Below are 19,686 nucleotides of genomic sequence, written 5' to 3'. Positions count from 1 at the left end.
ATGACTGCTGAATACGCGGACTACGCGACCGGCGAACCGGTCGTCGACCCCAAGGCCCCTCCCGGCCCTGTCAACGAGCGCTGGGACAAGCGCCGTTTCGAGGCCAAGCTGGTCAACCCCGCCAACCGGCGCAAGCACACGGTGATCGTCGTGGGGACGGGCCTGGCCGGCGGCTCCGCGGGCGCCACGCTCGCCGAACAGGGCTACCACGTCGTCCAGTTCTGCTATCAGGACTCCCCGCGCCGCGCCCACTCCATCGCCGCACAGGGCGGCATCAACGCGGCGAAGAACTACCGCAACGACGGCGATTCCGTCCACCGGCTGTTCTACGACACCGTCAAGGGCGGCGACTTCCGGGCTCGGGAGTCCAACGTCCACCGGCTCGCGCAGATCTCCGTCGAGATCATCGACCAGTGCGTGGCGCAGGGCGTGCCGTTCGCCCGTGAGTACGGCGGGCTGCTCGACACCCGCTCCTTCGGCGGCGTCCAGGTGTCGCGGACCTTCTACGCCCGTGGCCAGACGGGGCAGCAGCTGCTGCTTGGCGCCTACCAGGCGCTGTCCCGGCAGATCGCGGCCGGGAACATCGAGATGCACCCCCGTACCGAGATGCTCGACCTGATCGTCGTCGACGGGAAGGCGCGCGGGATCGTGGCGCGGGACCTCGTCACCGGGCGCATCGACACGTACTTCGCGGACGCCGTCGTCCTGGCCAGCGGCGGTTACGGCAACGTCTTCTACCTGTCGACGAACGCCATGAACTCCAACGCCACCGCGATCTGGCGGGCCCACCGGCGCGGCGCGTACTTCGCCAACCCGTGCTTCACGCAGATCCATCCGACCTGCATCCCGCGCACCGGCGACCACCAGTCCAAGCTGACGCTGATGAGCGAGTCGCTGCGCAACGACGGCCGGATCTGGGTGCCGAAGGCCAAGGGCGACGACCGGCCGCCGAACAGGATCCCCGAGGACGAGCGCGACTACTACCTGGAGCGCATCTACCCCTCCTTCGGCAACCTGGTCCCGCGCGACATCGCCTCCCGCGCCGCGAAGAACGTCTGTGACGAGGGCAGGGGTGTCGGGCCCGGCGGGCAGGGCGTGTACCTCGACTTCGCCGACGCCATCGAGCGGATGGGGCGCAAGGCCGTCGAGGCGAAGTACGGCAACCTCTTCGACATGTACCAGCGGATCACCGACGAGGATCCGTACGAGGTGCCGATGCGGATCTATCCCGCCGTGCACTACACGATGGGCGGGCTGTGGGTCGACTACGACCTCCAGACCACCATCCCGGGCCTGTTCGCGATCGGCGAGGCCAACTTCTCCGACCACGGCGCCAACCGGCTCGGCGCGTCCGCCCTCATGCAGGGCCTCGCCGACGGCTACTTCGTCCTGCCGGCGACGATCAACGACTACCTCGCCCGCAACCCGCACCACCAGACCGTCACCGCCGAACACCCCGTCGTACAGGAGGTGTTGGCGGAGACCGAGGACCGGCTGAACCTGCTGCTGGCCGTCGACGGCGACCGCACCCCCGACTCCTTCCACCGCGAGGTCGGCGAACTCATGTGGGAGTTCTGCGGCATGGCCCGCACCGACAGCGGACTGCGCAAGGCGCTGGAGCGGATTCCGCAGATCCGTGAGGAGTTCTGGCGGCGCATCAAGGTCCCCGGCACCGGCGAGGAGTTCAACCAGTCCCTGGAGAAGGCCAACCGGGTCGTCGACTACCTGGAGCTCGCCGAGCTCATGTGTCTCGACGCGCTGCACCGGGCCGAGTCCTGCGGCGGCCACTTCAGGGAGGAGTCCCAGACCCCGGACGGTGAGGCCGCCCGCAGGGACGACGAGTTCGCGTACGCGGCCGCCTGGGAGTTCACCGGGACCGGTGGCGCCCCTGTTCTGCACAAGGAAGACCTGGTCTTCGAGTACGTCCACCCCACTCAGCGGAGCTACGCATGAAGCTCACCCTGCGCGTCTGGCGGCAGAAGAACGCCGACGCCGAAGGCGCCATGTCCACGTACCAGGTGGACGGGATCTCCTCCGACATGTCCTTCCTGGAGATGCTCGACACGCTCAACGAGGAGCTCATCCTGGGTGGTGAGGACCCTGTCGCCTTCGACCACGACTGCCGGGAGGGCATCTGCGGGGCGTGTTCGCTCGTCATCAACGGCGATGCGCACGGGCCCGAGCGCACCACGACCTGTCAGCTGCACATGCGGTCCTTCAAGGACGGCGACACGATCGACATCGAGCCGTGGAGGGCGTCCGCGTTCCCGGTGATCAAGGACCTGGTCGTCGACCGGTCCGCCTTCGACCGGATCATCCAGGCGGGCGGATACATCACCGCACCGACCGGGGCGGCACCGGAGGCGCATGCGACGCCGGTGCCCAAGCCCGATGCCGACTTCGCGTTCGAGCATGCCGAGTGCATCGGGTGCGGGGCGTGTGTGGCCGCCTGTCCCAACGGGGCGGCGATGCTGTTCACGTCGGCCAAGGTGAACCACCTGAACGTGCTGCCGCAAGGGGCGCCCGAGCGGGAGACACGGGTGCTGGACATGGTGGCGCAGATGGATGACGAGGGTTTCGGGGGCTGCACGTTGGCGGGGGAGTGCGCGACGGCCTGCCCCAAGGGCATCCCGCTGGTGTCCATCACCGGGATGAACAAGGAGTGGCTGCGGGCCACTCGGAAGGCGGGGAAGCGGTAGCGCCGTAGAAAGGGCGTTGCATCGAACGTTCGCCGAAAGGTGCGAACGGGCGGGACCGGGTGTGGTGCTCAAGCCCGGTCCCGTCTCGCTTTCCCGCGCTTCTGGCATTCAGCAACCCCACATCCCCACTCTTGGCACTGGTCACGCGCACGCCAACCGGCGTCGGCACAACAGGAGCGGCGGCACCGCTCGCCGCCACGGCCCGTGACCAGGAGAGTGCCATGACCGGCGTTTCCACGCTCGACCGTCCCCCGCAGTCGACCGCCCCCACCCGCTACACCGTCACCCTCGCCCGAGACGAGGCCGACGTCCGGGCCGCGCAGCGGCTGCGGCACGACGTCTTCGCCGGGGAGATGGGTGCCCTCCTGAACTCCCCGCAGCCCGGACTCGACGTCGACGCCTTCGACGCGTACTGCGACCACCTGCTGGTACGGGACACGACGACCGGCCAGGTCGTCGGCACGTACCGGCTGCTGCCCCCGGAGCGGGCCGCGGTCGCCGGACGCCTCTACTCGGAGGGCGAGTTCGACCTCACCGCGCTCGACCCGATCCGCCCGGGCCTCGTCGAGGTCGGCCGCTCCTGTGTGCACCCCGACCACCGGGACGGCGCGGTCATCGGACTCATCTGGGCCGGCATAGCCCGCTACATGGTCGACCAGGGCCATGAGTGGCTCGCCGGCTGCTGCTCGATCCCGCTGGCCGACGGCGGTGCCGTCGCGGCCGGCACCTGGGACCGGGTGTGGGACAAGCACCTGGCACCCGAGGAGTTCCGGGTACGGCCGCTGCTGCCGTGGGTGCCGAAGGACGTGACCGTGCCGGCCCGCACCGAACTTCCCGCCCTCCTGCGCGGCTACCTCCGCCTCGGCGCCTGGGTCTGCGCGGAGCCCGCCCACGACCCGGACTTCGGGGTCGCCGACCTGTACGTGCTGCTGTCGATGCGCCGGGTCAACCCGCGCTATCTGCGGCACTTCCTCTCCCTCGTACCGGCCTGATGGGCGTCTGGCTGCCCAGTGCGCCCTGCACCCCCAGGGCCTGTGTGGAGCCGGTGGGGTCCGCCGTCGCCGTACCGCTGGCCGTGCTGCGGCTCGCCGCGGTGACGGTGCTGGTGCTCGCCGGGATCGCGCTGCTGCCGCTCGGCTGGGGGTGCCCCCGCTTGCGGGGGAGGATCCCCGCCGGGCCGGTGAGACGGTGGTGCCGGATGATCGTGCGGGCCGCGGGGGTCCGGGTCCGCGTCACCGGTACCGCCGCGCCCGTCGGTGGACTGCTGCTGGTCGCCAATCACATCTCGTGGCTGGACATTCCGCTGCTCGCCGCCGTACGCCCGGCCCGGATGCTGGCCAAGGCCGAGATACGGCGGTGGCCGGTGGCGGGGGCTCTCACGGCGGGCAGCGGTGCCCTGTTCATCGAGCGGGACCGGCTGCGGGAGCTCCCGGAGACAGTCGCGCGCATCGCTCAGGCGCTGCGCGGCGGCGCGGCGGTGGCCGCCTTCCCGGAAGGCAGCACCTGGTGCGGCCGGGCCCAGGGACACTTCCGCCGGGCGGTGTTCCAGGCCGCGCTCGACGCGGGCGTCCCCGTCCAGCCGGTACGGATCCACTACCGGTCCGCCGGGGGAGCCGCGAGCACCGCACCCGCCTTCGTGGGGGAGGACTCGCTGCTCGCCTCGGTGTGGCGGGTGGTGTCGGCCCGCGACCTGGTGGCCGAGGTCGAGGTCCGGGACGTTATCCCGGCAGCCGGCCACCCCGACCGCCGCACACTGGCCCGGGCCGCGCAGGGGGACGCGCCGCGTGTGTCCGTGGACTCAGGTGTTGGCGGCGCCGTAGTGCACGACGCCCCCTCGGGGCAGCAGATATCCGATGCCCCGCTCCTCGGGCAACCGCCCTGCCAGCGTTGACGCGTCAGTGCACCCGGAGACCATGAAGCCCATGACACCCAGGCTGAAGGAGGCGCGCTTGAAGGTCTCGGTCCCGATGGCGGCAAGCCAGTCGTCCATGACGGCGGACCTGAAGAACGGCCGGCCGTCCCAGTACTCGATCCCCGCGTTGTCCAGTGCTCCCACGGGGACGTAAAAGTCCAGCCAGTCGCTGCTTTCGTCACCTCCGCGGACCGCCACGCAACCGCACACGGCCGGCCGGCCCGTCGGCAGGCGGACCTGGCCGTAGAGGTGACCGTGCTCGGTCAGGGAGGCAACCGTGCACGGCACGGGATCCTGCTCCTGGGGCTCCCGGTCGCTCTGCCCGAAGCAGCCCTGCACGTCTGCTGCGGACCACAGGGCGCTCAGGACTGCCTGTATCCGGGCGTCCTCGGTCGATCCGACCTCGATGGCCAGCTCGTAAAAGCCATTGGACCAGTTGGTCTGGTCGCGGAAGGAAGCGGGATTCGTCATGACGCGATCATGCGGCACGGCGCATCACCCCGTTCCTCAAGGTGCGGTGACGAGTTCGCCCGCCCGGTCGCGCGCCTCGCCGATCGGGTCGGGGAAGATGCGCAGGCCGTGCGCGACCAGAGCCCCCTCGTGCAGGAGCATCAGTGTGCGGGCCAGCTCGTCGGCCCTGGCCGGGGCGACCTCGCGGAGCAGGTCGGCGAACAGCGTGAGCATCCACTGCTTCTGGCCGGTGATGATCGCGTAGGCCGGGTGGGAGGGATCGCTGATCTCGGCATGCGCGTTGACCATGCTGCATCCCTTGGGGCTGCTCTCGGTCATCCACGCCTGTGAAGCGTCGAAGACCGCCAGTACCCGGTCGACGGATCCCGGCTCCGTACGCTCCAGCCGCTCCGTGACGAACGCCCGCCAGCGCTCGTCCCGGTCGGCCAGGTACTCGACGACGATCTGCTCCTTGGACCCGAACCGGTCGTAGAGCGTCTTTTTCGTGACCCCGGCCTCGGCAGCGATGGTGTCCACTCCGACCGCGTGGATGCCCCGCTCGTAGAAGAGCCGCGAGGCGGCCGCGAGAGCGCGGCGCGCGCCGGGGGTCATCGTGATCCGCTTGGTGCCCATGGCTCAAGACTATACCGATCTGTATAGTGGTTCACTCCAGCAGGTATACCGATCTGTTTAGTTTTCGGAGTCTTCGTTCGGGGTGATGAGTCGTGAACCTTCTGCTCTCCGTCGCCTTCGTGCTGTGCTGGAGCTCGGGGTTCGTGGGCGCCAAGCTGGGCACGGAACAGGCCGGCGCGGTGACGATCCTGATGTGGCGGTTCCTGCCCCTGGCGGTCGTCCTCGCGGTGGCAGCCGTCGCTCGGGGCAGGGCCTCTTGGCGGGGGCTGACCGCGCGGGACGTCGGCCGGCAGGCCGTGATCGGGCTGCTCTCCCAGAGCGGCTATCTGCTCACCGTCTACTGGGCGATCCAGCTCGGCGTCTCGAGCGGCACGACCGCGCTGATCGACGGCACCCAGCCCCTCGTCGCGGGCGCGCTGGCCGGCCCGCTGCTGCGTCAGTACGTCTCGGGCCGGCAGTGGCTCGGTCTGTGCCTGGGGCTGGCCGGCGTCGCCCTGGTCACCACGGCCGACGCGGGGGCCAACAGCGGTGTGGCGTGGTGGACCTACTTCGTGCCGTTCGCGGGGATGCTCTCGCTGGTGGCGGCCACGTTCCTCGAACAGCGTTCCCGTACGCACGTCACGCCCGCGGTGTCGATGACCGTCCACTGCGTCACCAGCGCGCTCGTCTTCACCGGTGCCGCCCTCGCGGCCGGGTCGGCCGCGCCACCGGCCGAGTCGTCGTTCTGGATCGCGATCGGGTGGCTCGTGACGCTGTCGACGTTCGGCGGATACGGGCTCTACTGGCTCGTGTTGAGGCGCTCCGGGGTGACCAAGGTCAACACGCTCATGTTCCTGATGGCTCCCGTCACGGCAGTCTGGGGCGCCGCCATGTTCGGCGAACCGTTCACCCCGCAGACCGCCGTCGGACTGGCGGTCGCCCTCGGAGCGGTCGCCGTCGTGCACTCCGCGAGCCCTCGCACGCCGGCGTCATCACGCGACGGCGACGGTCGGGGCGGGGGATGCGGCGGCCGGTGCCGGGCCCCTACCGGAACATCTGCCCCAAGTACGCTGCCGTAGCGCTCCCCTTGGCCCGTGCCACCTCCGCGGGCGGCCCCACCGCGACGACCCGCCCGCCCGCGTCACCACCGCCCGGCCCGAGGTCGATCACCCAGTCCGCGCCCGCGACCACCGCCATGTCGTGCTCGACGACGATGACGGTGTGCCCGGCGTCGACCAGCCCGTGCAACTGGCCCATCAGGACCTCGACGTCGGCCGGGTGCAGACCGGTCGTGGGCTCGTCGAGGAGGTACAGGGTGTGAGCGCGGCGACCGCGCTGCAACTCACTGGCCAGCTTGATGCGTTGGGCCTCCCCGCCGGAAAGTTCGGTCGCGGGCTGACCGAGCCGGAGATAGCCGAGTCCGACGTCGAGCAGTGTCGCCAGACTGCGCGCCACCGCCGGAGTGTCCGCGAAGAACTCCGCCGCCGACTCCACCGTGAGGTCCAGCACCTGCGCGATGTTCCGCCCCCGGTACGTCACTTCGAGCGTCTCCGGGTTGTACCGCGCCCCGCCGCAGTCCGGGCACGGGGCGTAGGTGCTCGGCAGGAACAGCAGCTCGACCGTCACATAGCCCTCGCCCTGACAGGTCTCGCAGCGCCCTCCCCCAGAGGGGGCACCCCCAGCCACGTTGAAGGAGAACCGGCCGACACCGTAACCCCGCGAGCGCGCCTCGTCGGTGGCCGCGAACACCTTCCGCACGACGTCGAAGAGTCCCGTGTAGGTCGCCAGGTTGGAGCGCGGGGTGCGTCCGATGGGCTTCTGGTCGACCGAGACCAGCCGCCGTACGCCCGGCTGGTCCTCGGTGATCTCCCCGATGAGCGTGGACTTCCCGGACCCCGAGACGCCCGTGACCGCGGTGAGCACACCGAGGGGGAACTCCGCGGTCACCGCGCGCAGGTTGTGCCGGGTGACCGGGCCCACCGTCAACCGGCCACGCGGCGGGCGCACTTCGCGAACGGGTGCCGGGGAGCGGTCGAACAGGAAGCGGGCGGTCGCCGACTCCGCGACACCGGCCAGCTCCGCCACCGGCCCGCTGTGCAGCACCCGCCCGCCGTGCTCGCCGGCCCGCGGCCCCACGTCCACCAGCCAGTCGGCGCCGCGCACGACGTCGAGGTGGTGCTCCACCACGAACACCGAGTTCCCGGCCGCCTTCAGCCGTGCCAGCACGGTCAGCAGGGTTTCCGTGTCCGCCGGGTGCAGTCCGGCGGACGGTTCGTCGAGGACGTACACGACCCCGAAGAGCCCGGACCGCAGCTGGGTCGCGAGGCGCAGTCGCTGGAGCTCGCCCGCGGAGAGGGTGGGCGTGGCCCGGTCGAGGCTGAGGTAGCCGAGGCCGAGTTCGACGACGGGCGCGATACGGGACGTCAGGTCGGCGGTGAGGACCCGGGCCGCCTCCGACGGGCCGGCCTCGAGAGCCGTGGCCAGCTCCACCAGCGGCAGCGCCGCCAGGTCGGCGATCGTGCGGCCCGCGAAGGTCACCGCCAGCGACTCGGGGCGCAGCCTGCGGCCCCCGCAGACCGGGCAGGGCGCGCTGATGAGGAACCGCTCCGCCTTCGCGCGCAGCGTCGGGCTCTTGGAGTCCGCGAATGTCTTCATGACGTACCGTCGGGCGCTCATGTACGTGCCCTGGTAAGGGCGTTGGATGCGCTCCGCGTCGCGGACCGGGTGCACGGTGACGACCGGCTGCTCGTCCGTGAAGAGGATCCACTCCCGCTGCTCGGCGGGCAGGTCCCGCCAGGGCCGGTCGACGTCGTATCCGAGCGCGTCCAGGATGTCCCGCAGGTTCTTGCCCTGCCAGGCGCCCGGCCAGGAGGCGACGGCGCCCTCGCGGATCGACAGCGAGGGGTCGGGGACGAGTGACTCCTCCGTCGTACGGTGCACACGACCCAGCCCGTGGCACTCCGGGCACGCCCCGGCCGCCGTGTTGGGTGAGAAGGCGTCCGAGTCGAGCCGTTCGGCGCCCGGCGGGTAGTGCCCGGCCCGGGAGAACAGCATCCGCAGCGAGTTGGAGAGGTTGGTGACCGTGCCGACGGAGGAGCGGGACGTCGGGGCCGAGCGGCGCTGCTGAAGCGACACGGCGGGCGGCAGACCGGTGATCTCGCCCACCTTCGGCACCCCGACCTGGTGGATCAGCCGGCGTGCGTACGGTGCGACCGACTCGAAGTAGCGGCGCTGCGCCTCCGCGTAGATCGTCCCGAACGCCAGTGACGACTTCCCCGAACCGGACACCCCTGTGAACACGGTCAACACGTCCCGCGGGATGTCGACGTCCACACCCTTGAGGTTGTGTTCGCGGGCGCCGCGAACGCGGACGAGGGGGTCGTGCGGGTCGTGCGGGTCGTGCATGAAGGGAAACTCCGTACGGGTGATCGCCGGGGCGAGCGTGGACAAACCCTGCGATTCTATGCGGGCGAGGTGCCGTTCGTGATCCGGGCGAGCCGCCGGTAGGAGTCCAGCAGGGCCTCGCGGTCGTACGTGCTGGTCGTGACCAGCACCTCCTGGGCGCCCGTCTCCTTCAGCACGGTCTCCAGCTCGTGGGCGACCTGCTCCTCGCCGTCGGCGAGGTGACCGGTGAGCCCGGCCTCGTAGAAGCCGCGCTCCTTGCCGCTCATCGTCAGTGCCTCCACGCGCTCGGCGGGCGGCAGGGGCGGGAAGGTGCCGTGCGTGCGCGAGTACGCCATCGACCAGGCCTCGGGGATCAGCAGCCGCCGGGCCTCCTCCGGCGTGGCGGCCACGGCGATCGTGCCCGAGATCACGACGTACGGCTCCTGCGCCCAGGGTGAGGGGCGGAAGTGCGTGCGGTAGTGGTCGATGCCGCGCTGCATCTTCTCGCGGTTGCGCAGGTCGCCGATGACCATCGGCAGCCCGGCGCGGGCCGCGATCGTCGCGCCCTCGCCCATGGCCAGCACGAACGGCGGCACGGTCAGGCCCTCCGCGGGGCGCGCGTGCACACCCGTCGCCGACGTGCCCCGGAACCAGCCGAGCAGCTCGTCCAGCTGGCCCGCGAAGTCCTCGGCGACGTCCTTGTCCCGCCCGAGCGCCTTGCGCACACCGTCCGTGAAGCCCACGGATCGGCCGAGCCCCATGTCGATCCGTCCCGGGAAGAGGGACTCCAGCACCCCGAACTGCTCGGCCACGACCAGGGGTTGATGGTTGGGCAGCATCACGCCACCGGTGCCGACCCGGATCGTCTGCGTCGCGCCCGCGACGGCGGCGGCCAGCACGGTCGGCGCCGAACCGGCGACCCCCGGCACGCCGTGGTGCTCCGACACCCAGAACCGGTGATAGCCGAGCCCCTCCAGCTCCCGCGCCAGCCGCACGGTGTCGCGCAGCGCCTCCGCGTTCGTACCGCCCTGACGGGTGCGGGAACGGTCGAGGACGGAGAAGCGGGTGGCGGCGATCAGGGAACTCACGTCTCCTTCAACGCGCGGCGAGCGGTGACATTCCCGCCGCCCGTCGACCGGACGGTCTCCGGGAAAACCAGGTGACCGCGAACCCGCAGGTCACCACAATGGAGCAGGTCTCCGCGGCGGCCGCACACCCGTTGTCACCACGCATCCGGAAAGGCGGCCGACCATGACCGTCCCCAACATCCTGCTGTCCGGCATCGTCGGCTCCACCGCGTACGGCCTCGCCCACGCCGGCTCCGACATCGACCGCCTCGGCCTCTTCGCCGCGCCCACCGCCGAGCTGCACGGCCTGCGCGGACCCAAGGAGTCCCACGTCACCACGGCACCGGACCGCACCCTGCACGAGGCCGCCAAGTGGTGCCGGCTCGCCCTCGGCGGCAACCCCACCGCCATGGAACTGGTGTGGCTCCCGGACGACCTGTACGAGGTGCGCACACCCCTCGGCGAGGAACTGATCGGCATCCGCACGTCGTTCCCGAGCGCGAGGCGCGTCCGGGACGCCTACCTCGGCTACGCCACCCAGCAGTTCCGGCGGCTGGAGAGCCGGGGCGACGGCTCGTTCTCCGCGGACACCCGGGGGCGCACCGCGAAGCACGCCCGGCATCTGAAGCGGCTGTGCCACCAGGGCCTGGCGCTGTACACCACCGGCCGACTGGAGATCCGGGTCGAGGACCCCGAGGAGTACCACGCCTTCGGCGAGCGCGTCGCCGCCGATCCGTCGGCCGCGCTGCCGCTGCTCAGGTACTACGAGGCCGCCTTCGACGAGACGCCCACCGTGCTTCCCGAGCAGCCCGACGAGGCGGCCGTCGAGGCGTGGCTGCACCGGGTCCGCGGCGTCTTCTACACCGCGGAGACCTCCGCCTCGTGCTCGCAGGTCTCGTCGATGCCGTAGGTGTCCCAGGCCGGGAACGGGTCCGCCGACCAGGCGGGTTCGGCCGGCCGCAGAAGGCAGTCGGTGAGGGCGCTCCGGAGTCCGTCGGCGTCCAACTGCGTGCCGATGAAGACCAGTTCCTGCGCGTAGGGGGCTTCGTGGTCGCGGACGGCGGACGGCTCGAACCGGGCCACCGATCCGGCCTGGGACCACAGGCCCGTCACGTGCGGCCTGCTGGACAGGGTGAAGAACCCCTTCGACCGCAGGATCCGCCCGTACCTGCCGCTGTCCAGCTCCTCGGTCACGAGGTCCCACAACCGGCCCGGGTGGAAGGGGAGTTCGGAGCGGAAGACGGTGGACGACACCCCGTACTCCTCGGTCTCCGGAACGTGCTCGCCGTTGAGCTCCTGCACCCAGCCCGGTGCCTGCTGGGCCCGGTCCAGGTCGAACAGGCCGGTGCCCAGCACCTCGCCCAGGTCCACCCGTCCGTCCGTGGCCGGGACGATCCGGGCGACCGGGTTGAGACGGCAGAGCGCCGCCCTCAGTCGGGCCGCGGACTCCTCGTCGACCAGGTCGAGCTTGTTGAGCACGATGACGTCGGCGAACTCGATCTGGTCCACCAGCAGGTCGCTGACCGTGCGCTCGTCGTCCTCGAAGGGAGCGAGTCCGCGCTCGGCGAGTTCGTCGCCGTCGGCCAGCTCGGGCAGGAAGCCCGCGGCGTCCACGACCGTGACCATCGTGTCCAGCCGGGCGACCTCACCGAGGGTGGCACCGTCGTCGCGGGCGAAGGCGAAGGTGGCCGCCACCGGCATCGGTTCGGAGATGCCGCTGGACTCGATCAGCAGGTGGTCGAAGCGGCCCTCGCGGGCCAGCCGGTCGACCTCCTCCAGCAGATCGTCGCGCAGGGTGCAGCAGATACAGCCGTTGGTCATCTCGACCAGGCGTTCCTCGGTCCGGGACAGGGCCGCCTCGCCGCCGCGCACGAGCGCCGCGTCGATGTTGACCTCGCTCATGTCGTTCACGATGACCGCGACGCGCCGGCCCTCCCGATTGGCGAGGACATGGTTGAGGAGCGTGGTCTTGCCCGCTCCGAGGAACCCGGACAGCACGGTGACGGGCAGCAGGTCGTACGACACCGGCGCTCAGCCCTCGGGGCGCAGCAGCCCGCGCTCGTACGCCTTGACCAGGTTCTGCGGTACGAGATGACGCACGCCGTCGATCGTGACGGGCACCAGCGTCGTCGCGCGGGCCTTCCACTGCGCGCGGCGGTGGCGGGTGTTGCTGCGGGACATCTTCCGCTTGGGTACGGCCATGACGGTCCTCCTCGGTGGGTGAGCACCGAGGACGCTACATGAAAATGGATCCCATTAACAATTGGGGCTGCATGTGCCGCCCGTGCTGTTCACCGCCGCGAGCGCACGCGCGCGTCCCGCGGCGGCCGGATGAACTGCATCTCCAGCGTGAGCGGCGGCTCGGCGACGCCGGGGCCGCCGGCGGCCGCCCACCGCACGACCTCCTCGGTGCTGTCGTCGTCCATCACGAACCCGATCCAGACGGCCCGCCCGCCGGCCCGGCGTCCGGCGGCCGAGGGGCGGACCACGATGACGTTGGCCTGGTCGCAGGGGCCCAGGCAGTCCGTCGTACGGACCTGGAATCCGTGCTCGGCGGCGCCGGCGCGCAGCAGTTCCAGCTGCCATGCGGGGTCGGTGCCGGGCTGCTTGCGGGCGTTGCCGCAGCAGCAGCCCCGGCAGACGACGAGGGTGCAGGGACCGGAACCGGAGCCGGTCAGCGGCGTACGGGGCGTCGAAGGCATGGGAGAAGCATGCGGCCTGAACCGATCACCCACGGTCGCCGGGGTGCCCTTCGGGTCAGAACCGCGCCCCGATGTTCGCCCCGCTCCGCGGGACGAGGAACGACGGTGCCGACGGCAGGGAACCGTCCGCCGCCCGGGCCCCCGTAAGGGGAGCCGGGTCCGTACTCAGGACCGAGGCCGCGTTCCAAGTGCCGCCCAGATCCCAGGAGTTGCCGCTGGAGACGGTCGCCGAACCGAGCGCCACGGCACGGGCGTCGGCCACGGACAGGTTGGCGGTCAGGACGGCCTTGCCGCCGGAGACGTCGACGTCGAAGCCCGTACCCCCGTTGCCGTAGGTGGAGTTGCGGCTCAGGGCGAGAGCGCCCGTGTTGCCGTTGTCCGTGATGCCGTGCGCCGCGTTCTTGAAGGAGACGCTGCCCCGCAGAGTGTGGGCCACCGCCGGGGCCGGGCTGCCGCCGCCGAGCTTGAAACCGTTGCCGTCGCCCGCGAAGTCGGGAAAGCCCCAGCGGTTGAAGCCGTTGCCGTACGCGACGGTGTTCTCGACCACGATCGGCGAGGTGAACTTCCAGTTGTCGAAGCCGTCGTCGACGTTGTTCCACAGACGGGCGCCCCGCACCACGTTGCCCGTTCCGGTGCCCTCCTTGATGGCGAGACCGTCCGCGCTCTCGCCGTTCTTGCGCGGGTCGCGGTTGGCGTAACTGTCCAGGTTCAGGATCTGGTTGTTGCCGGAGGCGCCCTGGAGCTGGAACCCGGACTCGTAGTTGTCGTGGGTCTTCAGGCGCGCGAAGACATTGCCGTTGCAGCCGTCGCAGTACACGCCGTAGGGGCCGTTCACGATCTCCAGGTCCGAGATCCGCCAGTACGACGCCTCCTGGTGGATCGCCCCGCGGTCGGCCCGCGCGATGCTCCCGCCGACGGGCGTGTGGCTCGCGGGCAGTTGCTCACCGTCGATGACGACCCGCTCACCCTGGTAGGTGCCGAGGGTGATGGGCAGGGACGCGGTGCCCGAGGTGGCGATGGTGATGTTGTCGGTGAGGGCGTACGTGCCGCCGCGCACGGCGATGGTGTCGCCGGGCTTGGCCAGGTCGACAGCCCGCTGGATGGTACGGAGGGGCTGGGCGAGGGTCCCCGGCGCGGAGTCACTGCCGTTGGTGGCCACGATCAGGGTCGTCGCGGCGGCGGACGCCTCGCCGATGGGCCCTAATCCCGTCAACAGCGCCGCGCTCACCAGTGCCGCCGTCCAGATAGACGTGTTGCGCATGGGGTCTCCCGCCTCTGCCGTGCATGCCATGTCGCACAGCAGTGGCCACCGGGGGAGGGAAGGTTGCCGGGGTGCGCGGTCCGTTTAGGGTGGCGGTGTGACCGACAGCAACAAGCGCGCGCTCGCCGTGTTCGACCTGGACAACACCCTCGCCGACACGGCCCACCGGCAGCGGTTCCTGGAGGCCGGGCCTCGTGACTGGGAGGGCTTCTTCGCGGCCGCGCCGCACGATCCGCCGATCGCCGAGGGCATCGCGCTGGTCCTGGAGAGCGCGCGGGAGTGCGAGGTCGTCTACCTGACCGGGCGGCCCGAGCGCTGCCGGCGCGACACGCTCGACTGGCTCGCCGCGCAAGGGCTGCCCGAGGGACGCGTGTACATGCGGCGCAACGACGACCGCAGGCCCGCCCGGCGCACCAAGCTGGAGATCCTCCGCAGGCTCGCCGGCACCCGCGAGATCCGGGTGCTCGTGGACGACGACGAGCTGGTGTGCGAGGACGCCGAACGGGCGGGATTCACCGTCGTACGGGCGCGCTGGGCGGCACAGTCCGCCGAGCTCAAGGTGGCGCAGGAGCGGGAGGGACGGACCTGAGGCGCCGACGGGACGGCGGGGCCGTCGGTCCGGCGCCTGGTCCGACTCGTACTCCTACTCCGACTCCTCCAGGCGGAAGCCGACCTTCAGGCCGACCTGCCAGTGCGCCACCTGCCCGTCCTCGATCTGGCCCCGCACCTGGGTGATCTCGAACCAGTCGAGATTGCGGAGGGTCTGCGAGGCACGGGAGATACCGTTGCGGACGGCCTGGTCGACGCCCTCGGGCGAGGTGCCGACGATCTCCGTGACCCGGTACGTGTGGTTCGACATGCGGGGCTCCTCTCCGCGGTGACGGCGGTGTCACCTGTGTCGGGTGCGTCTGGGCGCGTCACTCCACCGTGCCCCAAGCCGTGGCGGAGCGCGAGACGGCCCCTGGCACGCGGTCACCGCGCCACGCTGAGCGACAGCGCGAACCGGCCCTCGCCGTCCGTCCACCAGTGGGCCAGATCGAGGCCCGCCGCGGACAGTTCGGTGCGTACGCCCTCCTTGCGGAACTTGGCCGACACCTCGGTGCGCAGCTCCTCGTCCGGCGCGAACTCGACCGCGAGGTCCAGTGCGGGGAGCTTCACGGTCTGCGCTGTACGGGAGCGCAGCCGCATCTCGATCCACTCGTTCTCGGCGTCCCACAGGGCCACATGGTCGAAGGCCGCGGAATCGAAGTCGGCGCCCAGCTCGCGGTTGACGACGGTCAGGACGTTCTTGTTGAACTCGGCGGTCACACCGGCCGCGTCGTCGTACGCCCTGACCAGTACCTTCTCGTCCTTGACCAGGTCCGTGCCGAGCAGCAGCGCGTCACCGGGGGCGAGCAGGCCGCGGACCGAGGCGAAGAACGCGGCGCGCTCGACCGGCAGCAGGTTGCCGATCGTGCCGCCGAGGAACGCCAGCAGCCGCGGGCCGGGCGTGTCCGGCAGCGTCAGCTGTGCGGTGAAGTCGGCGATGAGGGCGTGTACGCGCAGGCCGGGGCGCTCGGCGATGAGCGCGTGCCCGGCCTGGGTGAGCGCGCTCTCGCTGACGTCGACGGGGACGTACGTGCGCAGGTCGGTGAGGGCGTCGATGAGATGGCGGGTCTTCTCCGAGGAGCCGGAGCCCAGTTCCACCAGGGTGCGGGCGCGCGTCGCCTCCGCGATCTCGCCGGAGCGGGCGACCAGGATCTCCCGCTCGGCGCGGGTCGGGTAGTACTCGGGCAGTTCGGTGATCTGCTCGAACAGCTCGCTGCCGTGGGCGTCGTAGAACCACTTCGGCGGCAGTGTCTTCGGGGTGTGGGTCAGGCCCTGCAGGACGTCGGAGCGCAGCGCGGCGTCCGTGGCGTCCTCGGGCAGGGTGCGGGTGAGAAGGAACGGACTCACGTGCGGGGCTCCTTCGGAGATGGGGGTCCCCCCGCACGAGCGAAGCCGGGAGTGGGGGAGGGTGCCGGTGCGTCGCTCGGTTCCTTGAGCGGGGTGAGCAGCACGTCCGTGCGGCTCGCCGCGAGCAGGGTGCGGTCGGGGACCTCCTGCCAGTGCGGGTCGTCGTCGTAGGGCTCGGAGGCCACGACCGTGCGGCGGCCGGGCTCCGAGAGGTACCAGAGGGTGTCGCCCCAGGCCGTCGCCGTGATGCTCTCGCCGTTGGTCAGCAGCAGGTTGAGCCGGGAGCCGGGGGCGGACGCTGCGACCTCCAGGACCGTGTCGGCGAGCGCCTGGCCCGCCTCGTCGCCCTCGCGCAGCCGGGCCAGGACCAGGGCCCACACGAGCGCCGAGTCGTTGCGCGCCTCCAGCGACAGCACGTCGGCGGCGGGCAGGCCCACCACGAGGGGCGCCAGCGAACCCGGCCAGCCCGTGACCGCGCCGTTGTGGCTGAACAGCCAGGGGCCCGCGGCGAACGGTGCCGCCGCGGCCTCCGCGTCCGCGCCCGCCAGGGTCGCGTCCCGTACGGCGGCGAGCACGGCCCCCGAGCGGACCACCCTCGCCAGGTCGGCGAGGGACTGGTCCGCCCAGATGGGCCCGGCCCGGCGGTAGCGCGCCGGCACCGGATCGCCCTCGGCGTACCAACCGACCCCGAAACCATCGGCGTTGACCGTCCCGTACTGCTGCCGCCGCGGCGCCCACGACTGCCGGTACAGGCTGTGCGGCGACTCGATCAGGATCCGGCCGAGCGGCTCCGGCGGCCCCAGGTAGGCCAGGTGACGGCACATCAGACGGCTCCCGAGCGGGCCGTACGGAACCCGGAGAAGATCTGCCGCCGGATCGGGTAGTCCCAGTTGCGGAACGTCCCCCGGCAGGCCACCGCGTCCACGGCGAACGAACCACCGCGCAGCACCTTGTGGTCGGGGCCGAAGAAGACCTCCGAGTACTCCTTGTACGGGAACGCCTGGAACCCCGGGTACGGCAGGAAGTCGCTCGCCGTCCACTCCCACACGTCGCCGATCAACTGCCGTACGCCGAGCGGGGATTCGCCCTCCGGATAGCTGCCGGCCGGCGCCGGGCGCAGATGCCGCTGGCCCAGGTTGGCGTGCTCGGGCCCCGGGTCGGCGTCGCCCCACGGGTAGCGCATCGAGCGGTCGCCGGCGGGGTCGTACCGTGCGGCCTTCTCCCACTCGGCCTCGGTGGGCAGCCGGCGCCCGGCCCAGCGCGCGTACGCGTCGGCCTCGTACCAGCACACGTGCAGCACCGGCTCGTCGGGCGGGACGACCTCGGTCACGCCGAAGCGGCGCCGCAGCCACTGCCTGCCGTCGCGGCGCCAGTACAGCGGCGCGTGGAGGGAGTGCTGCCGGATGTGGGCCCAGCCCGCCGCCGTCCACCAGCGTTCGTCGTCGTAGCCGCCGTCCTCGATGAACGCCTGGTAGGCGCCGTTGGTCACCGGGGTCGTGTCGATGTGGAACGGTGCCACCTCGCGCGGGTGCGCCGGGCGTTCGTTGTCCAGCGCCCACGGCTCGGACGACGTGCCCATCATGAACGGGCCGCCGGGGACCAGGACTTCGGCCGGGCCGGTGAACAGCGGTACCGGGTCCGGGTCCGGGGCGGTCAGGGCCTCGGGCCCCGTGCGGAGCTGATGGGTGATCAGCATCGTCTCGTCGTGCTGCTGTTCGTGCTGCGCGATCATCCCGAAGGCGAAGCCCGCCTCCGTCAGCCGCGTCCCGTGGAACGCCGTGCGCTCCAGCACGTCCATCACCCGGCCGCGCACGTCCGCCGCGTACGAGCGGGCCTCACGGGGCGCCAGCAGGGGCAGGGAGGGCCGTTCGGAGCGGGGGTGCTCGAAGGCGTCGTAGATGCTGTCGATCTCGGGCCGTATCGCCTCCTGCCCGGCGACGGTCCGCAGCAGCCACTGCTCCTCCTGGTTGCCTATGTGGGCGAGGTCCCACACCAGCGGCGACATCAGCGGGGAGTGCTGCGCGGTCAGGTCCGGCTCCTCCACGCAGCTGGTCAGCAGCGTCGTACGGTCCCGGGCGGTGGTCAGGGTGGTCAGCGCCCGGTCGCGGAACGCTTCGACATCGACGGCGTCGTCGACAGCGGGATCGGTGTCGAGGGCGGGGTCGGTCATGTGAGGACGTCCTTCCCGTGGGCGCGACCGTCCGTGCCGCGCAGGCGTTCGAGCAGGTCGTCCGCAGGGCAGCGGCCGGGGACGACGTAACGGTCCCGGTATGCCGTGACGGCTTCCGTGACCTCGGTGGTGGCGCCGAGCCGGGGCAGAGCCTCGAGGGCGGCCGCGAAGCAGGCGACGGCCGCCTCGTGCAGCTCGGGGTCGTTCAGGCCCTGGCGGGCCGCGTCGAGCCACAGCGGATTGTGCGGCGCGGGCAGCGACAGCGCCCGCTCGGCCAGCGGCTTCACGATCCGGTAGGCGGTCTCGGCGGCCTCCGGGTCGTCGAAGAGCGCCGTCGTGACGGCGAGCGGCACGATCCACCCGTCGTCGCCCGGCTGCGCGTCGATCATGCGCAGTTCGAGATGGCCGCGCGGTCTGACCGGCGGGAACAGCGTGGTGATGTGGTAGTCGAGATCCTCCCGGGTCGGCGGCCTGGGAGCCTGCGACCTGGTCCACTCCCGGAAGGTCAGCCCTTCCGGCACGTCCCACGGGCCGCCGTTCCGCCGTACGCACATCACCGGGGCCTCCAGCACATGCCGGGCCCAGGCGGTACGCGGGTTCATGTCGAGCGAGGGAGCGCCCGCGCGGCCGGCGCCTATCTCCATCCACAGCAGCTGCCGGGTGGACAGCCAGCCGGTGGGCTCGTGCCCGGCCCACGGAGAGTTCGCGAACGCGGCCACCAGGACCGCGCCCAGCTGGTGAGCCAGCCACCAGCGCCGCCCGAGACCGAGCGGACCGGGCTCCTCGTGACCGGCGTCCAGGCACACCTGGACGGAGGCGGAGGTGCACATCATGGCGCGGCCGGCCGGGCCGGTGCGGTCGAGGCAGGCCTCCATGGCGTCGTAGCGCGGTTCGCGCAGGAACCGGCGGGGCGGATGCCACGGGTCCTGGCCGAAGCCGACGAGACCGAGGTCGTCCTCGGCCAGTACCGCGCGGACGGCGGCGAGGTCGGCGGAGACGGTACCGATGCACTCCATCAGGGAGGCGGCGGGCGGCGAGCTCAGTTCCAGCTGGCCGCCGGGCTCTGTGGTGAGCGCCGACCTCAGGGGCACGGTACGCAGTGCGGCGTAGACCGCTTCGAGTCGTTCGGGTGTCACGGGGAGCTGCGGTGTGCGCAGCTCGTGGACGAGCCATTCCACTTCGACCCCGACGGTGCGGGGTGGACCGGTCTTGAAGCAGATGCCCCGGACCAGGGCTTCCACCTCGGCTTCGGTGACCGGGGTACGGGGCTCCGTACAGTCACTCGGCGTATCGGACATGTCGGGATCCTCCTGAGATTCCACCATGTCACCGGCCCGGAGTCTGATGGGGCGGGCCGGCGTCACTCGTCCCACCCAAGCCCCTCGTGTCCGTTCGCACAAGGGTGCACATCGTCGCAATCGGGGCCGAGAATCTCCGTTTCCGGGGTGTTCTCCACGAGTTTTCCGGGGACGTCCAGGCTCGGAAAACTCCGTT

Annotated in this window: 20 protein-coding genes; 7 read left to right on the top strand and 13 right to left on the bottom strand. The window is 71.4% G+C overall.

Annotation, left to right across the window (positions count from 1 at the left end; translation table 11 throughout):
* The 4 genes from ADK57_RS35515 to ADK57_RS35500 all read left to right on the top strand — a co-directional run bounded on the left by ADK57_RS35515 (position 1) and on the right by ADK57_RS35500 (position 4,590).
* Positions 1-1,953: a fumarate reductase/succinate dehydrogenase flavoprotein subunit gene (locus ADK57_RS35515; RefSeq protein WP_053753787.1), complete on the top strand. Its 1,953-nt coding sequence runs from the start codon at positions 1-3 to the stop codon at positions 1,951-1,953.
* Positions 1,950-2,699 (top strand): succinate dehydrogenase/fumarate reductase iron-sulfur subunit, encoded by a 750-nt coding sequence (locus ADK57_RS35510; RefSeq protein ID WP_053753786.1) that lies wholly within the window; start codon positions 1,950-1,952, stop codon positions 2,697-2,699. The genes ADK57_RS35515 and ADK57_RS35510 overlap by 4 nt, the downstream gene beginning before the upstream one ends.
* A 221-nt stretch (positions 2,700-2,920) precedes the next feature.
* Positions 2,921-3,691, top strand: coding sequence for a GNAT family N-acetyltransferase (locus ADK57_RS35505; protein WP_053753785.1), 771 nt, complete (start codon positions 2,921-2,923; stop codon positions 3,689-3,691).
* Positions 3,691-4,590, top strand: a complete 900-nt coding sequence (locus ADK57_RS35500) for a lysophospholipid acyltransferase family protein (RefSeq protein ID WP_078973524.1) — start codon at positions 3,691-3,693, stop codon at positions 4,588-4,590. Before ADK57_RS35505 ends, ADK57_RS35500 begins: the two co-directional genes overlap by 1 nt.
* Here ADK57_RS35500 and ADK57_RS35495 read toward each other — a convergent pair.
* Both ADK57_RS35495 and ADK57_RS35490 read right to left on the bottom strand, forming a co-directional pair.
* The gene (locus tag ADK57_RS35495) at positions 4,498-5,082 is read right to left on the bottom strand and encodes a hypothetical protein (RefSeq protein WP_053753784.1); all 585 of its coding nucleotides are present in this window, start codon (positions 5,080-5,082) and stop codon (positions 4,498-4,500) included. The two genes, ADK57_RS35500 and ADK57_RS35495, sit on opposite strands and share 93 nt — an antisense overlap.
* 36 nt (positions 5,083-5,118) lie before the next feature.
* Positions 5,119-5,694 (bottom strand): TetR/AcrR family transcriptional regulator, encoded by a 576-nt coding sequence (locus ADK57_RS35490; protein ID WP_053753783.1) that lies wholly within the window; start codon positions 5,692-5,694, stop codon positions 5,119-5,121.
* Between the two features lie 92 nt (positions 5,695-5,786).
* On the opposite strand from ADK57_RS35490, the gene ADK57_RS35485 reads away from it, so the two are divergent.
* Positions 5,787-6,752, top strand: coding sequence for a DMT family transporter (locus tag ADK57_RS35485; RefSeq protein WP_078973523.1), 966 nt, complete (start codon positions 5,787-5,789; stop codon positions 6,750-6,752).
* On the opposite strand, the gene ADK57_RS35480 is transcribed toward ADK57_RS35485, so the two are convergent.
* Both ADK57_RS35480 and ADK57_RS35475 read right to left on the bottom strand, forming a co-directional pair.
* The gene (locus ADK57_RS35480) at positions 6,718-9,078 is read right to left on the bottom strand and encodes an ATP-binding cassette domain-containing protein (RefSeq protein WP_053753809.1); all 2,361 of its coding nucleotides are present in this window, start codon (positions 9,076-9,078) and stop codon (positions 6,718-6,720) included. The two genes, ADK57_RS35485 and ADK57_RS35480, sit on opposite strands and share 35 nt — an antisense overlap.
* A 56-nt stretch (positions 9,079-9,134) precedes the next feature.
* Entirely contained in the window at positions 9,135-10,145 is a 1,011-nt protein-coding gene (locus tag ADK57_RS35475; protein ID WP_053753782.1) for an LLM class flavin-dependent oxidoreductase, read from the bottom strand.
* A 163-nt stretch (positions 10,146-10,308) separates the two neighbouring features.
* Between ADK57_RS35475 and ADK57_RS35470 the strand changes: the two genes are divergently transcribed.
* A complete protein-coding gene (locus ADK57_RS35470) occupies positions 10,309-11,034 on the top strand; it encodes a DNA polymerase beta superfamily protein (RefSeq protein ID WP_053753781.1) in 726 nt (241 codons plus the stop codon).
* Here ADK57_RS35470 and ADK57_RS35465 read toward each other — a convergent pair.
* The 4 genes from ADK57_RS35465 to ADK57_RS35450 form a co-directional block, all read right to left on the bottom strand.
* The gene (locus ADK57_RS35465) at positions 10,983-12,149 is read right to left on the bottom strand and encodes a GTP-binding protein (protein WP_053753780.1); all 1,167 of its coding nucleotides are present in this window, start codon (positions 12,147-12,149) and stop codon (positions 10,983-10,985) included. The two genes, ADK57_RS35470 and ADK57_RS35465, sit on opposite strands and share 52 nt — an antisense overlap.
* A gap of 6 nt (positions 12,150-12,155) precedes the next feature.
* Positions 12,156-12,326, bottom strand: a complete 171-nt coding sequence (rpmF, locus tag ADK57_RS35460; protein ID WP_053753779.1) for a 50S ribosomal protein L32 — start codon at positions 12,324-12,326, stop codon at positions 12,156-12,158.
* Positions 12,327-12,415: 89 nt separating this feature from the next.
* Positions 12,416-12,826: a (2Fe-2S) ferredoxin domain-containing protein gene (locus tag ADK57_RS35455; RefSeq protein WP_053753778.1), complete on the bottom strand. Its 411-nt coding sequence runs from the start codon at positions 12,824-12,826 to the stop codon at positions 12,416-12,418.
* Between the two features lie 55 nt (positions 12,827-12,881).
* Positions 12,882-14,087 carry a right-handed parallel beta-helix repeat-containing protein gene (locus ADK57_RS35450; RefSeq protein WP_053753777.1) on the bottom strand — a complete coding sequence of 402 codons (1,206 nt, stop codon included), beginning with the start codon at positions 14,085-14,087 and terminating at the stop codon, positions 12,882-12,884.
* Positions 14,088-14,184: 97 nt separating this feature from the next.
* Here ADK57_RS35450 and ADK57_RS35445 point away from each other — a divergent pair, with 97 nt between their 5' ends.
* On the top strand, positions 14,185-14,676 hold the full coding sequence (locus tag ADK57_RS35445; protein ID WP_053753776.1) for a nucleotidase: 492 nt from the start codon (positions 14,185-14,187) through the stop codon (positions 14,674-14,676).
* A 54-nt stretch (positions 14,677-14,730) separates the two neighbouring features.
* Here ADK57_RS35445 and ADK57_RS35440 read toward each other — a convergent pair whose 3' ends face one another.
* The 5 genes from ADK57_RS35440 to egtA all read right to left on the bottom strand — a co-directional run bounded on the left by ADK57_RS35440 (position 14,731) and on the right by egtA (position 19,490).
* On the bottom strand, positions 14,731-14,946 hold the full coding sequence (locus ADK57_RS35440; protein WP_053753775.1) for a dodecin: 216 nt from the start codon (positions 14,944-14,946) through the stop codon (positions 14,731-14,733).
* 113 nt (positions 14,947-15,059) lie between these two features.
* Complete coding sequence (gene egtD, locus ADK57_RS35435; RefSeq protein WP_053753774.1) at positions 15,060-16,022, bottom strand: L-histidine N(alpha)-methyltransferase; 963 nt, start codon at positions 16,020-16,022, stop codon at positions 15,060-15,062.
* Positions 16,019-16,846, bottom strand: coding sequence for an ergothioneine biosynthesis protein EgtC (egtC, locus tag ADK57_RS35430; RefSeq protein WP_053753773.1), 828 nt, complete (start codon positions 16,844-16,846; stop codon positions 16,019-16,021). The genes egtD and egtC overlap by 4 nt, the downstream gene beginning before the upstream one ends.
* Positions 16,846-18,192: an ergothioneine biosynthesis protein EgtB gene (egtB, locus tag ADK57_RS35425; RefSeq protein WP_053753772.1), complete on the bottom strand. Its 1,347-nt coding sequence runs from the start codon at positions 18,190-18,192 to the stop codon at positions 16,846-16,848. Before egtB ends, egtC begins: the two co-directional genes overlap by 1 nt.
* Positions 18,189-19,490, bottom strand: coding sequence for an ergothioneine biosynthesis glutamate--cysteine ligase EgtA (egtA, locus tag ADK57_RS35420; RefSeq protein ID WP_053753771.1), 1,302 nt, complete (start codon positions 19,488-19,490; stop codon positions 18,189-18,191). The genes egtB and egtA overlap by 4 nt, the downstream gene beginning before the upstream one ends.
* Between the last annotated feature and the right edge of the window lie 196 nt (positions 19,491-19,686).

The sequence above is a fragment of the Streptomyces sp. MMG1533 genome (assembly GCF_001279775.1).
Taxonomy (GTDB): Bacteria; Actinomycetota; Actinomycetes; order Streptomycetales; family Streptomycetaceae; genus Streptomyces.
This window is presented reverse-complemented; position numbering and strand designations above follow the sequence as displayed.

What these genes read in the sequence shown, in the direction of transcription:
- ADK57_RS35515 (WP_053753787.1), top strand. Translation starts at nt 1, where the DNA reads ATGACTGCTGAATACGCGGACTACGCGACCGGCGAACCGGTCGTCGAC.
- ADK57_RS35510 (WP_053753786.1), top strand. Translation starts at nt 1,950, where the DNA reads ATGAAGCTCACCCTGCGCGTCTGGCGGCAGAAGAACGCCGACGCCGAA.
- ADK57_RS35505 (WP_053753785.1), top strand. Translation starts at nt 2,921, where the DNA reads ATGACCGGCGTTTCCACGCTCGACCGTCCCCCGCAGTCGACCGCCCCC.
- ADK57_RS35500 (WP_078973524.1), top strand. Translation starts at nt 3,691, where the DNA reads ATGGGCGTCTGGCTGCCCAGTGCGCCCTGCACCCCCAGGGCCTGTGTG.
- ADK57_RS35495 (WP_053753784.1), bottom strand. Translation starts at nt 5,082, where the DNA reads ATGACGAATCCCGCTTCCTTCCGCGACCAGACCAACTGGTCCAATGGC.
- ADK57_RS35490 (WP_053753783.1), bottom strand. Translation starts at nt 5,694, where the DNA reads ATGGGCACCAAGCGGATCACGATGACCCCCGGCGCGCGCCGCGCTCTC.
- ADK57_RS35480 (WP_053753809.1), bottom strand. Translation starts at nt 9,078, where the DNA reads ATGCACGACCCGCACGACCCGCACGACCCCCTCGTCCGCGTTCGCGGC.
- ADK57_RS35470 (WP_053753781.1), top strand. Translation starts at nt 10,309, where the DNA reads ATGACCGTCCCCAACATCCTGCTGTCCGGCATCGTCGGCTCCACCGCG.
- rpmF (WP_053753779.1), bottom strand. Translation starts at nt 12,326, where the DNA reads ATGGCCGTACCCAAGCGGAAGATGTCCCGCAGCAACACCCGCCACCGC.
- ADK57_RS35455 (WP_053753778.1), bottom strand. Translation starts at nt 12,826, where the DNA reads ATGCCTTCGACGCCCCGTACGCCGCTGACCGGCTCCGGTTCCGGTCCC.
- ADK57_RS35450 (WP_053753777.1), bottom strand. Translation starts at nt 14,087, where the DNA reads ATGCGCAACACGTCTATCTGGACGGCGGCACTGGTGAGCGCGGCGCTG.
- ADK57_RS35440 (WP_053753775.1), bottom strand. Translation starts at nt 14,946, where the DNA reads ATGTCGAACCACACGTACCGGGTCACGGAGATCGTCGGCACCTCGCCC.
- egtC (WP_053753773.1), bottom strand. Translation starts at nt 16,846, where the DNA reads ATGTGCCGTCACCTGGCCTACCTGGGGCCGCCGGAGCCGCTCGGCCGG.
- egtB (WP_053753772.1), bottom strand. Translation starts at nt 18,192, where the DNA reads ATGACCGACCCCGCCCTCGACACCGATCCCGCTGTCGACGACGCCGTC.
- egtA (WP_053753771.1), bottom strand. Translation starts at nt 19,490, where the DNA reads ATGTCCGATACGCCGAGTGACTGTACGGAGCCCCGTACCCCGGTCACC.